The 15209-nt window shown below is 72.3% G+C and carries 15 protein-coding genes; 12 read left to right on the top strand and 3 right to left on the bottom strand.

Going from position 1 to position 15209, the window contains the following annotated elements; all coding sequences use genetic code 11:
• The first annotated feature begins 807 nt into the window (after nt 1-807).
• The 5 genes from EIY87_RS05815 (at nt 808) to EIY87_RS05835 (ending at nt 5877) form a co-directional block, all read left to right on the top strand.
• The gene (locus tag EIY87_RS05815) at nt 808-1185 is read left to right on the top strand and encodes a YraN family protein (RefSeq protein ID WP_125306696.1); all 378 of its coding nucleotides are present in this window, start codon (nt 808-810) and stop codon (nt 1183-1185) included.
• Entirely contained in the window at nt 1185-2696 is a 1512-nt protein-coding gene (locus tag EIY87_RS05820; RefSeq protein ID WP_125306577.1) for a YifB family Mg chelatase-like AAA ATPase, read from the top strand. Before EIY87_RS05815 ends, EIY87_RS05820 begins: the two co-directional genes overlap by 1 nt.
• Complete coding sequence (gene dprA, locus EIY87_RS05825; protein ID WP_191983966.1) at nt 2693-3835, top strand: DNA-processing protein DprA; 1143 nt, start codon at nt 2693-2695, stop codon at nt 3833-3835. Before EIY87_RS05820 ends, dprA begins: the two co-directional genes overlap by 4 nt.
• A 103-nt stretch (nt 3836-3938) precedes the next feature.
• Nucleotides 3939-4919, top strand: coding sequence for a tyrosine recombinase XerC (locus EIY87_RS05830; protein ID WP_125306578.1), 981 nt, complete (start codon nt 3939-3941; stop codon nt 4917-4919).
• Between the two features lie 109 nt (nt 4920-5028).
• Nucleotides 5029-5877 carry a FliA/WhiG family RNA polymerase sigma factor gene (locus tag EIY87_RS05835; protein ID WP_125306579.1) on the top strand — a complete coding sequence of 283 codons (849 nt, stop codon included), beginning with the start codon at nt 5029-5031 and terminating at the stop codon, nt 5875-5877.
• Here EIY87_RS05835 and EIY87_RS05840 read toward each other — a convergent pair whose 3' ends face one another.
• The gene (locus tag EIY87_RS05840; protein WP_404800015.1) at nt 5878-6267 is read right to left on the bottom strand and encodes a murein hydrolase activator EnvC family protein; all 390 of its coding nucleotides are present in this window, start codon (nt 6265-6267) and stop codon (nt 5878-5880) included.
• 883 nt (nt 6268-7150) lie between these two features.
• Here EIY87_RS05840 and rpsB point away from each other — a divergent pair.
• From rpsB to EIY87_RS05870, 6 genes are all read left to right on the top strand, one after another.
• A complete protein-coding gene (gene rpsB, locus EIY87_RS05845) occupies nt 7151-8011 on the top strand; it encodes a 30S ribosomal protein S2 (RefSeq protein WP_125306581.1) in 861 nt (286 codons plus the stop codon).
• A 91-nt stretch (nt 8012-8102) separates the two neighbouring features.
• Entirely contained in the window at nt 8103-8918 is an 816-nt protein-coding gene (gene tsf, locus EIY87_RS05850; protein WP_125306582.1) for a translation elongation factor Ts, read from the top strand.
• 117 nt (nt 8919-9035) lie between these two features.
• Nucleotides 9036-9779, top strand: coding sequence for a UMP kinase (gene pyrH / locus EIY87_RS05855; RefSeq protein WP_003065595.1), 744 nt, complete (start codon nt 9036-9038; stop codon nt 9777-9779).
• 48 nt (nt 9780-9827) lie between these two features.
• The gene (gene frr / locus EIY87_RS05860; RefSeq protein WP_125306583.1) at nt 9828-10385 is read left to right on the top strand and encodes a ribosome recycling factor; all 558 of its coding nucleotides are present in this window, start codon (nt 9828-9830) and stop codon (nt 10383-10385) included.
• Nucleotides 10385-11449, top strand: coding sequence for a phosphatidate cytidylyltransferase (locus EIY87_RS05865; protein WP_125306584.1), 1065 nt, complete (start codon nt 10385-10387; stop codon nt 11447-11449). Before frr ends, EIY87_RS05865 begins: the two co-directional genes overlap by 1 nt.
• Before the next feature lie 82 nt (nt 11450-11531).
• Nucleotides 11532-12854, top strand: coding sequence for an MFS transporter (locus EIY87_RS05870; protein WP_125306585.1), 1323 nt, complete (start codon nt 11532-11534; stop codon nt 12852-12854).
• Here EIY87_RS05870 and EIY87_RS05875 read toward each other — a convergent pair.
• A complete protein-coding gene (locus tag EIY87_RS05875) occupies nt 12842-13687 on the bottom strand; it encodes a VOC family protein (RefSeq protein ID WP_125306586.1) in 846 nt (281 codons plus the stop codon). The two genes, EIY87_RS05870 and EIY87_RS05875, sit on opposite strands and share 13 nt — an antisense overlap.
• Before the next feature lie 113 nt (nt 13688-13800).
• On the opposite strand from EIY87_RS05875, the gene EIY87_RS05880 reads away from it, so the two are divergent.
• Entirely contained in the window at nt 13801-14607 is an 807-nt protein-coding gene (locus EIY87_RS05880) for a class I SAM-dependent methyltransferase (protein WP_125306587.1), read from the top strand.
• Here the strand turns inward: EIY87_RS05880 and EIY87_RS05885 are convergent.
• A complete protein-coding gene (locus EIY87_RS05885; RefSeq protein ID WP_125306588.1) occupies nt 14550-15170 on the bottom strand; it encodes a PadR family transcriptional regulator in 621 nt (206 codons plus the stop codon). The two genes, EIY87_RS05880 and EIY87_RS05885, sit on opposite strands and share 58 nt — an antisense overlap.
• Between the last annotated feature and the right edge of the window lie 39 nt (nt 15171-15209).

Raw genomic sequence — 15209 nt, forward strand, 5'->3', positions numbered from 1 at the left:
CGAAGAACCGCGCCCCTTCACCTGACCGGGTGAGGGGCGCGGTTTTTTCGTGCGCCCTCAGCGGTGCGCGGCCGCTGGGTTCGCGCACGTCACCCTGCTTGCCGACCCACGACGCGCGTTCTTCCCGCGGCGACCTGATGCCATCGCCGAGACCTGGTCGTTCGCGCCCGCAGCCCGCAGCCCGCAGCCCGCAGCCCGCAGCCCGCAGCCCGCCGTCCGCGTCCCCGAGCCCGCGTTCCAGCAGCCCCAGCCCGCAGTTCCGCGTTCTAGCAGCCCCGGCTCGTAGCCCGCAGTCCCAGGCCAGCAGCCGCAGTCCGCGTTCCAGCAGCCTCGGCCCGCAGTCTCCAGGCCGGCAGCCGCGGCCTGCATTCCAGCAGCCCGGCCCGCAGTCCGCAGCCCGGCAGCCCCGGCTCGTAGGCCGCAGTCCCCAGGTCACGAGCCTCGGCCCGCACCCGCAGCCCAGGCCCACGGGTTGCGGCCCGCGGCTCCCAGCCCGCCACTCCGCCGCTGTCGGTCGCCATCGCGTCCCGGCATCGGCGGCGTGCACCTCGCCGCAAGTGTGCGGCCCCCCTGAGGACTCCGCGGCTTCCACCCACCGCGTCGGTCGCCCTAGCACACCGCCCCGACAATCCGGGCGCGTTTCACCCCACCCCGGGACAAGTTGTCCACAACACCCCAGTTGTCCACAGCCCCGCGAATCAGCTCTGGCCCGCCTCCTCCCCGCCCTGACATCGTCGAATGCACACGCACCGTGATCGCCGGGACCGCCCCGGTGACCGGCGCGGCACCGACGAGGGGGCGACCACGATGACGGGCACCGACGAGCTCGCGAGACACCGCCGCGACCTGGGCGCCTGGGGCGAGGACCTCGCCCTCCGCTACCTGGAGGACCGCGGCCTCGTCCTGCTGGCCCGCAACTGGCGCTGCCGCGAAGGCGAGCTGGACCTCGTCTTCACCGACCGCACCCGCGTCATCGTCTGCGAGGTGAAAACCCGCACGAGCACCGAATTCGGCCTCCCGACGGAGACGGTGACGGAGGAGAAGGCCGGCCGAGTCCGCCGAGCCGCCGAGCGCTGGCTGCGCGACTTCCGCATCCCCTGGTGCCCGGTCCGCTACGACGTCATCACCATCCTCGCCGAGCCGGGCACCAGCCCCCGCCTCCAGCACCTCGAGGCGGCGTTCTGATGCCCATCGCCAAGACGTGGAGCGTCGCACTGCTGGGGATCGACGGCCGGGTCATCGAGATCGAAGCCGACCTCGGCGGCGGGCTCAGCCGCATCACCCTGGTCGGCCTGCCCGACGCCGGGCTGCGCGAAGCCAAGGACCGCGTCCGCTCCGCCGTCCGCAATTCCGGGCAGCCCTGGCCGGAGGGCAAAGTGACACTCGGCCTTTCCCCGGCGAACCTCCCGAAGGTCGGCTCGGCCTACGACCTCGGCATCGCCGCCGCGGTGCTCGCCGCGAACGGCGCGGTCCCGGCGACGCGGCTGCTCGGCACGGTCCTGCTCGGCGAGCTCGCCCTCGACGGCCGCGTCCGCCCGGTCCGCGGCATCCTCCCCGGCCTGCTGGCGGCCCGTGCGGCCGGCTACGAACGCGCCGTCGTCCCGGCGGACTCCCTCGTCGAGGCGGCGCTCGTCGACGGCATCGAGATCGCCGGCGCGCCGCACCTGCGGGACTTCGTCGCGTGGCTGAAGCGGGAAGGCGAGCTGGCGCACCCGGAAACACCCGGCCCGGCGGTCCCGCCGGCCGTGCCGGATCTCGCCGACGTGGTCGGGCAGCCCGAAGGCCGCTGGGCCTTGGAGGTGGCCGCCGCGGGCGGGCACCACGTCCTGTTCACCGGCCCGCCCGGTGTCGGCAAGACGATGCTGGCGAAACGCCTGCCCGGCCTGCTGCCCCGGCTGTCGTCCGAGGAATCCCTGGAGGTGACCGCGGTGCACTCCGTCGACGGCTCGCTGTCGAGGTCGTCACCGCTGGTCACCGTGCCGCCGTTCGTGGCCCCGCACCACTCGATCACGGTCGCGGCGCTCATCGGCGGCGGCAGCGGTCTCGCCTCCCCGGGCGCGATCAGCCGCGCCCACCGCGGCGTGCTGTTCCTCGACGAAGTCTGCGAGTTCGGCAGCGAGCGCCTCGAATCCCTGCGGACGGTGCTCGAGGAAGGCGAAGTGCGCATCGCGCGCGTCAAAGGCGCGATCACGTACCCGGCGCGCTTCCAGCTCGTGCTGGCGACCAACCCCTGCGCGTGCGCGCCGCCGAAGGACACCGACTGCGTCTGCACGCCGATGGCCCGCCGCCGCTACCTCAGCCGCCTGTCCGGGCCCCTGCTCGACCGCGTCGACCTGTCCGTCCGCTTGCGCCCGCTGAGCGCGCTCAGCGCCCACGACAGCGACGCGGCGGAGCCGACGGAAACAGTCCGCGAGCGCGTGCTCGAGGCGCGCCGCCGCGCCACCGAACGCTGGAAGGAGCAGGGCTGGCGCTCGAACTCCGAGGTACCCGGCCCGGCGTTGCGCCGCGAGTTCGCGTTGCCCCCGGACGCGACGGTCCTCCTGGACCGCGCCATGGACCGCGGTTTCCTGAGTGGCCGTGGGGCCGATCGCTGCCTGCGCATCGCTTGGACCCTGGCCGACCTCGACGGGCAGGCCCGCCCAGGCGTCGAACAGGTCGGTGCGGCGCTGGACTTCCGCGAGCGGGTGGCGGCATGACCCCCGACGACGTGCGCCGCGCCCGCGCCTACCTGCTGCGAGTGGCCGAACCACCCGCGCCCGCGTTGGTCGCCTTCGTGGCCGAACACGGGCCGGTCGCGGCCGCCGAGCGGGTCCGTGGTGGGGACTGCCCGGCCGAGGTGCTGAAGGCGACCGAAGCCCGGCGGGAATACGACCTGGTCGCCCAGGACTTCGCCCGGGCGGCCGAGGCCGGAGCCCGGCTGGTGGTTCCCGAGGACGACGAGTGGCCCGGCTGGCCGCTGCTCGCCGTGGACCAGGCCGCGCGGCGCGGGGTGGCCGAGGCTGTTCCGCCGCTGGCGTTGTGGGTGGCCGGCGAGGTCGCGCTGGGTACCGCCACCGATCGGGCCGTGGCCGTCGTCGGGGCCCGCGCGGCCACTGACTACGGCGAGCACCACGCGGCCGAGCTCGCGTACGGGCTGGCCGGCCGGGGCGTGCCGGTGTTCTCAGGAGCGGCGTACGGCATCGACGGTGCCGCACACCGCGGCGCGCTCGCCGCCGGCGGGGTCACCGCCGCGGTGCTCGGCTGCGCCGTCGACGCCGGTTATCCGGCCGGTCACGTCGGCCTGCTGAACCGGATCGTGCGGTCCGGCGGCGCGATCGTCAGCGAGTACCCGCCCGGCACCCCGCCGGCGCGGCACCGCTTCCTCGTCCGCAACCGGCTGATCGCCGCGCTGACCGAGGGCACCGTCGTGGTCGAGGCCGGGCAGCGCAGCGGCGCCCGCAACACCGCGAGCACCGCCGGCGCCTTCGGCAAGATCGTGATGGCGTTGCCGGGGCCGGTTTCGTCCGCCATGTCCGTCGGCTGCCACGAGCTGATCCGCGACTCCCGGGCGACGCTGGTCTCGACGATCGACCAGGTTCTCGAGACCGTGGGCCACTTCGGCATCGCCGAGGACACGGCGCCAGGTCGCGGGAAGCGGTCCACCGACCGGCTCGGGCCCGAAGCACTGCGTACCTACGAGGCGCTGGCCGTGCGCGCGGAGCGGTCCGACGCGGAGATCGCGGTCGAAGCGGGCATCCCGCTGCGGCGGGTGCGCGCCCTGCTGCCGGCGCTGGAGATCGACGGATTCGCCGTCCGCGGGGAAGCCGGGTGGCGACGACGGAGGGAAAGCGCGTGAACGCCACGAAATCCGGGAGAAATCGTCGACGGGGTTCGGCCGGTCCGGTGGGCCCGCGTGGCGATCCTTGACCGCGGGCGGTAGTTCGCGCAGCGTGACAGCCATGCCGTCACCACGCTCCGGCCGGGCCCGCCGTCCCGACCTGCGCGCGCTCCGGGCCGCGCTGCCCGAGCCCGTCCGGGCCGTCGTCACCGGGTACGAACGGCACCTCGGGCTCGAGCGCGGGCTGTCCGCGCACACCGTCCGCGCGTACGTCGGCGACGCGGTGTCGCTGCTGGGCTTCGTCGTGGACGGCGGGGGCGCCCTCGCCGACCTCGACCTCGCGCGGCTGCGGGCGTGGCTCGCCGCGCAGCAGACCGGCGGGGCGAGCCGTACGACGCTCGCGCGGCGGGCCGCCTCGGCCCGGACGTTCACCGCGTGGGCGCGCCGGACCGGTGTCCTGGCCACCGACCCGGGTGGCAGGCTCGCCGCCCCGCGGGCGCACCGCACCCTGCCCGGGGTGTTGCGCGCCGGGCAGGCGGGGGAGGTCATGCAGGCCTCGGCGGCGGGTGCGGAGCAACGCGATCCCGTCGCACTGCGTGATCGCGCGATCGTCGAGCTGCTCTACGCCACCGGCATCCGCGTGTCCGAGTTGTGCGGGCTGGACGTCGGCGGGGCCGACTTCTCCCGTCGTGTCGTCACGGTGCTCGGCAAGGGCGCGAAGGAACGCGTCGTCCCGTTCGGTGTCCCGGCGGCCGCGGCGCTCGCGGACTGGATCGACGAGGGGCGGCCGAAGATCGTCGCGGAAAGCGGTGGTGACGGCACCGAGCCCGCGCTTTTCCTCGGTGTCCGGGGCAAACGCGTCGACCCGCGGGCGGTGCGGCGAGTCGTGCACGAGGCCGTCACGGCGGTGCCCGGAGCGCTCGACATGGGGCCGCACGGCCTGCGGCATTCCGCCGCGACGCATCTGCTCGAAGGGGGCGCCGATCTCAGGAGCGTTCAGGAACTGCTCGGTCACGCTACGCTTGCCACGACGCAGCTCTACACTCATGTGACCGTCGACCGGTTGAAAGCGATCCATGACCGAGCGCACCCCAGGGCCTGAGGCGGCCCCGGGGGTCTCGCCGGGGTCGCCAGCAGCGGGCCCGGCGGCGCACGCGCATCCGCACGAGCACGGAGACGACACTGAGCCGCATGCCGAGAACGACTGTGCAATGACCGCAGGACCGCACGTGACCGAAGCCGCCGGAGTGACCACTCGCGGTGAGGCAGCCGCGCCCGCGGACACCCGGGCCGGCTACGACGTCGACGCCGGGATCGCGGCGCTGTGGCAGCAGTTCGCCGACAGCCCGGACCAGGCGTCGCGCGATCGGCTCGTGCTGCACTACGCCCCGCTGGTCAAGTACGTCGCGGGCCGGGTCGGCACCGGCCTGCCCACCCACGTCGACGTCGGCGACCTCGTGCAGTCGGGCATCTTCGGCCTCGTCGACGCGATCGAGAAGTTCGACCCCGAGCGCGGCCTCCGCTTCGAGACGTACGCGATGCAGCGCATCCGCGGCGCGATCCTCGACGACCTCCGTTCGCAGGACTGGGTGCCGCGCGCGGTCCGCAGCAAGGCCAAGGAGGCCGAGCGGGCGATGGAGCGCCTCGGCGCCCGCCTGCACCGCACCCCGACCGACGCCGAACTCGCCGCCGAACTCGGCATCGGCCTCGACGACCTGCGCGACTTCTACGGTCAGCTCCAGCTGACCAGTGTGGTCGCGCTGGAGGACCTGGTGGCCGCCGGCAAGGACAGCGGCTCCCTGGTCGACACGCTGCCCGACGACGACGCCGTCGACCCGGTCGCGGTGCTCGTCGACCAGGACAACCGCCGCCAGCTCGCGCAGGCCATCGCGCAGCTCACCGAGCGGGACAAGATCGTCGTCAGCCTCTACTACTTCGAGAGCCTGACCCTCGCCGAAATCGGCAAGGTCCTCGGCGTCACGGAGTCGCGGGTCAGCCAGCTGCACACCCGGGCCGTCATGCGCCTGCGCGCGAAGCTCGTCGAGCAGACCGGCAGCTGATCATCCACCACCTCCCCACGCCTTGAGCCGGTATTCGCCCACCTCGCCGGTCAGGGCCAGGGGATCGACGTACTCGTCGCCCCGCCGCACGCCCCAGTGCAGGCAGGCCGCCACCGGGCAGCCGGGGTGCCCGGCGAGGACGGTCCCCAGCACCTGACCCCGGTAGACCTGCTCGCCCACGGCCACCTTCGGCGCGATGGGCTCGTAGGTGGTGCGCAGCCCGCCGTCGTGGTCGACGGACATGACGGTCCGCCCGGCGACCGGCCCGACGAACACGACGACGCCCGCGTCGGCCGCGAGCACCTCCTGCCCGGGCACGGCGGCCAGGTCGACCCCGCGGTGCCCGGCGCCGTAGGGCGTTTCGGGGGCGTCGAAGTACTTCGTCACCACCGGAACGGGTGATAGTGGCCAGGACATCCGCGGCTGCCGTACGTCCCGCGGCTCCGCCGTGGGACTCGCCAGGAGCGCGCTCGCCCAGGACGAGGGTGGCTGCGCTTGGGTCGGCAGTGGTCGCGAATCCGCGCGCACCAGGGCCGCCCGCGAGGTGGGCGGCGGTGGCGGGAGAGACCCCGCGGGCTGCGAGGCGAGTGACGGTGGCGGCCACGGCCTCGCCGGTGACGCGGGCAGGGGTGGCGGCCACGTCCCCGCCGGGGGCGCGGGTAAGAACAACGGCGAAGTCGGCGGCGGCCCCGGATCGGTGACTTGCTCACCACCTGTCCCCAGCTCCACCGTCCCGGCGGCCGCCGACGCGACCACCCCTCCGGGTCTCTCGTAAACCGGATCCCGGGCCGGCGCCATCGCCGTCCCTATCCCACCTCCCAACCCCACACAAATTGCCACGACCAGCACAAACACCACTCCGAACCAGCCCGGCGGCATCCGCCGGGAACGCTTGATCGACTCCATGTCCCCAGGGTGCGGCACCGGACGGGCTCGTGGGGGAGCGGCGGCGAATCTGTGGATAACCGGACCCGATGTGGACAACTCCCTCGCCCAATCGCCGCCGGTGGGGGGTGGGGTGGTGGGAGGGGGTAGAATCTTTTGCGCGGTCCGCGTGAGCGGGCTGACTTCGCGTGCACGTGCGCGTCCCCTTCGATTTTCCACGCGGGGGAGACGCACGGGGTCCGGCGGTCCCAGGGGTTCCTCAGCACCTCCGGGTCCGGACGCCGCCACGGGCACCAGGGCGAACGGCCACCCGGCCGGGAGCGACAAAACCGAGCAGCGCGCCGACCGCAAACGGCGCGCACTACACAGAAGAGGTGTGATTCCGGCAATGGCCGTCGTCACCATGAAGCAGCTGCTCGACAGCGGCGTGCACTTCGGGCACCAGACCCGTCGGTGGAACCCGAAGATGAAGCGCTACATCTTCACCGAGCGCAACGGCATCTACATCATCGACCTGCAGCAGACGCTGACCTACATCGACCGCGCCTTCGAGTTCATCAAGGAAACCGTCGCGCACGGTGGCACGATCATGTTCGTCGGCACCAAGAAGCAGGCGCAGGAAGCCATCGCCAACGAGGCCGCGCGCGTGGGCATGCCCTACGTCAACCAGCGCTGGCTCGGCGGCATGCTGACCAACTTCCAGACCGTGCACAAGCGCCTCCTCCGCCTGAAGGAGCTCGAGTCGCGCGAGCAGACCGGCGGCTTCGAGGGCCTCACCAAGCGCGAGATCCTGACGCTGACCCGCGAGAAGGACAAGCTCGAGAAGACCCTCGGCGGTATCCGCGACATGGCCAAGGTGCCGAGCGCGGTGTGGATCGTCGACACGAAGAAGGAGCACATCGCCGTCGGCGAGGCTCGCAAGCTGAACATCCCGGTCGTCGCGATCCTGGACACCAACTGCGACCCGGACGAGGTCGACTACCCGATCCCGGGCAACGACGACGCGATCCGGTCGGCCGCGCTGCTGACCAAGGTCGTCGCCGAAGCCGCGGCCGCCGGTCTGATGGCGCGGTCCAGCCGCAACGGCGCGTCGGCCGACACGAAGCCGGAGCCGGGTGTCGCCGCGGACGAGCCGCTGGCCGAGTGGGAGAAGGAGCTGCTGACCGGCTCCGAGACCGCCGCCGCCGACGCGACCGAGGCCGCTGCCGCGACCGAGGCCGCCACCGAGCAGGCGACCGCCTCCTCCTGATGTCAACCCGCCCGTGCGGCCGGCTCCGGCCGGCCGCACGGGCGTAGCACCCTCCAAGGCTTACGTACCTGAAAAGGACGGATTTACCAGAATGGCGAACTACACCGCCGCCGACGTGAAGCGCCTGCGCGAGCTGACCGGCGCCGGCATGATGGACTGCAAGAAGGCCCTGGAAGAGAACGACGGCGACTTCGACAAGGCCGTCGAGTTCCTCCGCATCAAGGGTGCCAAGGACGTCGGCAAGCGCGCCGAGCGCGCCACCGCCGAGGGCCTGGTCACCGGTGACGGCGGCGTCCTGATCGAGCTCGACTCCGAGACCGACTTCGTCGCCAAGAACGCCGACTTCCAGGCGCTGGCCGCGAAGATCGTCGAGGTCGCGAAGACCCTCAAGACCTCCGACGTCGAGGCGCTCAAGGCCGCCGAGCTCGACGGCAAGACCGTCGCTGAGGTCGTGCAGGAGCTGTCCGCCCGCATCGGCGAGAAGCTCGAGCTGCGCCGCGTCGTGGCCTTCGAGGGCCAGACCGCGACCTACCTGCACCGCCGCGGCTCCGACCTGCCGCCGGCCGTCGGCGTGCTCGTCGAGTTCACCGGTGACGACGCCGAAGCCGCCCGCGGTGCCGCCATGCAGGTCGCCGCACTGCGCGCGAAGTACCTGACCCGCGACGAGGTGCCGGCCGAGATCGTCGAGAACGAGCGCTCGATCGCGGAGAAGACCGCCCGCGAAGAGGGCAAGCCGGAGCAGGCCATGCCGAAGATCATCGAGGGCAAGGTCAACGCCTACTACAAGGACAACGTCCTGCTCGAGCAGCCGTCGGTCAAGGACAACAAGAAGACCGTCAAGGCCCTGCTCGACGAGGCCGGCGTGACGCTGACCAAGTTCGCGCGGTTCGAGGTCGGCCAGGCCTGACCCCAGGCCAGGGCGTAGGTTTCACACCCACAGTGCCCCGTCTCCGTCCATCGGGGACGGGGCACTGTCGGGTCCAGAGAAGAAAAGCACGGTCGAGGGGCCTAGGAGGCGACATAGATGGGTGACCGGGTCGAAGGTGGCTACCGGCGGGTGCTGCTGAAACTGGGCGGCGAAATGTTCGGCGGTGGTTCGATCGGCGTCGATCCGGATGTCGTCCACTCGGTCGCGCAGCAGATCGCCGACGTCGCCCGCACCGGCGTCCAGGTCGCGGTCGTGATCGGTGGCGGCAACTACTTCCGCGGCGCCGAACTCTCGCAGCGCGGCATGGACCGCGACCGCGCCGACTACATGGCGATGCTGGGCACCGTGATGAACTGCCTGGCGCTGCAGGACTTCCTGGAGAAGGAGGGCCTGCCCACCCGCGTGCAGACCGCCATCACGATGGGCCAGGTCGCCGAGCCCTACATCCCGCGCCGCGCCGAGCGGCACCTGGAGAAGGGGCGCGTCGTGATCTTCGGCGCCGGGGTCGGCATGCCGTACTTCTCCACCGACACCGCGGCGGCGCAGCGGGCGCTCGAGCTGGGCTGCGAAGCCGTGCTGATGGCGAAGGCCGTCGACGGCGTCTACACCGCGGACCCGAAGGCCGACCCGACCGCCGAGATGTTCCGCGAGATCACCCACCGCGAGGTGCTGGAGCGGGACCTCAAGGTCGCCGACGCGACGGCGTTCAGCCTGTGCATGGACAACAACATGCCGATCATCGTGTTCAACCTGCTCACCGAGGGGAACATCGCCCGCGCGGTGAGTGGTGAAAGAATCGGCACGTTGGTCAGCACCCCCGCCGACGGGGTGCCGGCCTAGACCTGCTGGGATCAGCAAGCGCCACCCATCACAACAACGGGAGTAGCCGTGATCGACGAGACCCTCCTCGATGCCGAGGAGAAGATGGAAAAAGCGGTGTCCGTCGCCAAGGACGAGCTGACGTCGGTACGCACCGGCCGGGCTTCCTCGACGATGTTCGCGCGGATCGTCGTCGAGTACTACGGCTCGCCGACCCCGCTGAACCAGCTGGCCAGCGTGAACGTGCCGGAAGCCCGGATGGCGCTCATCAAGCCCTACGACCAGTCGCAGCTCGGCGCGATCGAGAAGGCGATCCGGGAGTCGGACCTCGGCGTCAACCCGAGCAACGACGGGCAGGTCATCCGCATCGTCATCCCGCAGCTCACCGAGGAGCGGCGCAAGGAGATGGTGAAGGTCGCCAAGGGCAAGGGCGAGGACGCCCGGGTGTCGATCCGCAGCATCCGCCGCAAGGCCAAGGACGAGCTGGACCGCATCGCCAAGGACGGCGAGGCCGGCGAGGACGACGTCGCGCGCGCGGAGAAGGAACTGCAGAACCTGACCGACACCTACGTGCACAAGGTCGACGAGCTGGTCAAGCACAAGGAAGCCGAGCTGCTCGAGGTCTGATGGCACAGGTGAGCGAGGAACGCGAGGACCGGGTGGACGCCACCGGAGAACACCCGGCGGCCGCGCCCGGGACGCCGGAGCCGGCGCACGCCGGCACCCCGGCCACGCCTGACTTCCCGGGGACGACCGGCGCGACGGCGGAGACACCGGTCGTGCCGGAGACCTCGGGAACGGGCGAGGCGAGCCGGTTGTCGGCTGCCGGGGCCGCCGAGGCTCCCGGTACCGATGCCGCGCCGGAGGCCAAGAAGGCGTCCAAGGCCGGCCGGAACCTGCCCGCCGCCATCGGGGTCGGGTTGCTGCTCGGGGCCGCGATCATCGTCTCCCTGCTCACCGTGCGGTTCCTCTTCATCGGGATCATCGCGATCGCGATCGCGGTCGGCACCTTCGAGTTCGCCGGGGTGCTGCGCCGGGTCGCCGACACCCGGGTCGCGATGATCCCGGTGCTCGTGGGCGGGCAGGCGATGATCTGGCTCGCCTGGCCGTTCGGCCGCGAAGGCGCGCTCACCGCGTTCGTCCTCACCGTGCTCGCCTGCCTGCTGTGGCGCCTTCCCGGCGGCGCGAAGGGCTACCTGCGCGACATCAGCGCGTCCGTGTTCGCCGCCGCGTACCTGCCGCTCTTCGGCGCGTTCGCGGCCATGCTCGTGCCGCCGCCGGACGGCGTCGGGCGCGTGCTCACCTTCCTGATCGGGGTCGTCGCCTCGGACACCGGCGGCTACATCGCCGGCGTGCTCGGCGGCAAGCACCCGATGGCCCCCACCATCAGCCCGAAGAAGACCTGGGAAGGCTTCGGGGGTTCGCTGGTCGGCGGGGTCGTCGCCGGCGCGCTGACCCTCAGCCTGCTGCTGGACGGCCACGTCTGGCAGGGCGTCATCTTCGGTGTCGCCATCGTGCTCACCGCGACACTGGGCGACCTCGTCGAGTCGCTGATCAAGCGCGACCTCGGCGTCAAGGACATGGGCACCCTGCTGCCCGGCCACGGTGGCATCATGGACCGCCTCGACTCGCTGCTGCCCTCGGCCGTCGTTTCCTGGCTGCTGCTTTCCGCTTTCGTCCCGCTGGGCTGACCTGCGGTGGGAGCCGGAAGCTCCCACGCCGGAGGCAACGGTTCGTGGACGGCCGAAGCTTCGGCGGGTTTGACTCGGGAGCATGAGCACCGAAACCCGCGCCCCGGCGAAGCTCGCGCTGACCGCCGTCTGCCTGGGCTTCCTGATGATCACGCTCGACGCGACCATCGTGAACCTGGCGCTGCCCGCGATCGGCGCCGACTTCGGGGAGCCGTCGACGGCCGCGGTGCAGTGGGTCGTCGACGCCTATACCGTCACGCTCGCCGCGTTCCTGCTCACCTGGGGCGCCGCCGGTGACCGGTGGGGTTCGCGACGCGTCTTCGAAGCGGGCGTCGCCGTCTTCGTCGTGGCCAGCGTCGGCTGCGCGCTCGCCGGGGACGCCGGCTGGCTGATCGCCGCGCGGGCCGTGCAGGGTGCCGGGGCCGCCGCGTTGCTGCCGTCGTCGCTCGCCTTGATCGTCCACCAGTTCCCGGACGCGCGGGAGCGCGCCCACGCGCTCGGCGTCTGGGGCGGGATGAGCGGGGCCGGCCTCGCCGCCGGGCCGGTGCTCGGCGGGCTTGCCGTCGGCCTCGCCGACTGGCGGCTGGTCTTCGCCGTCAACGTCCCGGTCGGGATCCTCGCCATCGTCCTGACGCGGCGGGCGGTCACCGAGCCGCCGCGGCGGGAGACGCACCTCGATTTCGCCGGGCAGGTCACCGGCACGGTCTCACTCGCCGCGTTCGTCGCCGGGTTCATCGAAGCCGGGCACGCGGGCTGGGCCGCGCCCGCGACGCTCGCGCTGCTCGCCGGGGGAGTGGTGGCCGGCGCGGTGTTCGTGGCCGTGGAGAAGCGCGTCGCGGAACCCGTGCTGCCGCTGGGCATCCTGAAGATCCGGAACTTCGCGGTGGCCACGGGGATCGGCGGCCTGTTCAACTTCTGCCTCTACGGCACGCTCTTCAGCCTCGCGCTGTACCTCCAGCGCGCGTGGTCGCTCGGGGCGCTGGCCGCCGGGCTCGCGCTGGTGCCGCTCACGGCGGTGGTCGGGCTCAACGCCTTCTTCAGCGGACGCCTGACCGGGCGGTCCGGTCCGCGCGGGCCGATGGTCGCCGGCGCGCTGGCCGGCCTGCTCGGCTCGATCGGCTTCGCGGTGCTGCCGGCCGGCCGCGCGCTCCTGGCGTTCGCCGTCGTCTCGGTCGTCTTCGGCTGCTGTTCGCTCGCCATGCCCGCGATGACGTCGCTGGCGATGAACGCCCTGCCGGGCCAGGCCGGGCTGGCCGCGGGCGTGCTCAACGCGTCGCGCCAGACCGGGGGCGCGATCGGGGTCGCGCTCGTCGGCGCGCTGGCCCCGGCCGCCGGGATGTGGCTGGTGGCGGCCGGGTACGCGCTGGTCGCGGGGCTGGCGTTCGCCGCGCGTCAGTCGTCGTAGGGGTCGTCGACCTCGGCGCGGCCCCAGTCCTCGGAGACGCGCGAGTGGTCGATCACGGCGAAGACGGCGCCCTCGGGGTCGGCGAGGATCGACATCCGCCCGAACGGCGTGTCGTACGGCTGGATCACGACGGTGCCACCGTGCATCAGCGCCTCGCCCGCCACCGCGTCGGCGCCGCGGGCCGGGTCGATGTCGAAGTAGACGAGCCAGTGCGGCGGGGTGTCGAGGCTGTACTCCGACCCCATCACGTACCGGTACAGCACCGGCTCGTGCTCGATGAGCCATTCGACGTAGTCCAGGGACTCGCCGTCGCCGATCTGGTGGCTGCCGTAGGTGAAGAGCTTGGTGTAGAAGTGATCCGCCGCGACGCCGTCGTGGGTGTTGAGGTCCGCGCCGCTGAAGGTGTTGGGGATCCCGGTGACGAACTCCCAGTCCGGCGGCACCTCCCAGAACACCACAGGCGCGCCGCACGCGTCGAACGCGTGCAGGATGGTGCCGCGCTGGGGGATCGGCATCGGACCGAGCGTCAGCCGCCCGCCGAGGTGCTCGACCCACTCCGCCGCGCTCGCGGTGTGCGGCACCGAAAGGTGGGGCATCCAGCCCAGCGGCGCGCCCTGCGCGGCGCGGTAGAGACCGCCGACGGGGAGGTTGTTCAGCGTCGCGATGGCGTAGCGGCCGTCGGACGTCGCCGGATCCCGTTGAGTGGTGTACTCCCAGCCGAAGAGGGCACCGTAGAATCTCTCCGCCACGGCCTGCTCGCGGCAGGCCAGCTCGATCCAGCACGGAATTCCGGCCGGAACCGGGGACGGGGTACTGGACGGGCCGAATGCCATGTGTGCTCCTCCCGATACCCACCGGATTCTAAGCGTGATCCGTGAGGTTTCCGCCAAGAATTCGCCACCGGGAGAGCACGGGCGGGCGACGAGGACCCGGAAGGAGCAGCGGGGTGCGGTGGTCGTCCCGGCGCGCGGAGGTCGTGCCGAGCCCCAACATCTGGTACTACCAGGCCGATTACGAGCGGGAGAACCGCGCGCAGGACAGCGGCGGCGAGATCTGGCGCGTGCTGCGCGAGGAGTGCGACTGGACCGGCCGGGACGTGCTGGACGTCGGCTGCGGGGACGGTTTCCACTTGCCCGTCTTCGCCCGTGACGCGCGGTCGGTGCTCGGCGTCGAACCGCACGAGCCGTTGGTGCGAAGCGCGCTGAAGCGCGTCGCGGGACTGTCGAACGTGGACGTCCGGATGGGCCGGGCCCAGCGGCTGCCGGTGCGCAGCGCGAGCGTCGACGTCGTGCACGCGCGCACGGCGTACTTCTTCGGACCGGGCTGCGAACCCGGGCTGGCGGAGGCCGAACGGGTCCTGCGGCCGGGCGGGACGATCCTGATCGTCGACCTCGACGTGACCAGCGAGCCCTACGGCGGCTGGATGCGCGCCGACCTACCGCACTACGACCCGGCCGCGGTGGAACGGTTCTTCGCCCGCGCCGGGTTCGGCTGCCGCCGCGTCGCCACCGAGTGGCGTTTCCCGGCCGCCGCGGACCTCGAAGCGGTGCTGAAGATCGAGTTCAGCAAGCCCGTCGCCGAACAGGCGATCGCGGAGTCCTTGCAGCGTAACGGGAATCGCGCCGAAGACCTGACGCTGCCGGTGGGCTACCGCGTCCACGCGCGGCGCAAGCCCACCGGCCTCGTCCTGCCTGGTCACTCCGCCGTCTCCGGCGAAGGGGATTCTTCCTCGTCCTCGCCGAGGATGCCGTAGAGCGAGCGCCGGGCGTCGTTGAGCACCTCGGCCGCGCGGGCCTGCTGGCTCTCGGTGCCCGCGCGCATGATCTGCACGACGGCGGCGGCGAGGTTCTTGCCCGCCTTGGCGAGCCCGACCTCGGTCGGGTCGACGTCCTGCGCGATCTGCTCCCACGGCGGGGTGCTGTCCTGCTGCTCCGCGGCGGCGCGGCCGGCGTCGGTCAGCTCGAACAGCTTCTTGCCGTTCTCGTCCTTGCTGATGACCAGGCCTTCGTCGGCCAGCAGCTGCAGCGTCGGGTAGACCGAGCCGGGGCTCGGTCGCCAGAAGCCGCCGGAGCGCTCGCCGATTTCGCGGATGATCTCGTAGCCGTGCCGGGGCTGTTCGGCGAGCAGCGCCAGGATCGCGGCGCGGACGTCACCGCGGCGGCTGCGCCGTCCGCCGTGACCCCGCCGGCCCGGTCCGTGACCCCGGCCGCGTCCGCCACCCGGACCGAAGCCCGGGGGGAACTCGCCGAAACCACCGAAGGGCCCGAAGGGGGTGCGCCCACGCTCGTGGGCGAAGGGGTGTCGTTGCCTACGCATGTCTGTGTTCCTTTCTCGAACTGTTGCGACTGCTTCACG

The sequence above is a fragment of the Amycolatopsis eburnea genome (genome assembly GCF_003937945.1).
Classification (GTDB): domain Bacteria; phylum Actinomycetota; class Actinomycetes; order Mycobacteriales; family Pseudonocardiaceae; genus Amycolatopsis; species Amycolatopsis eburnea.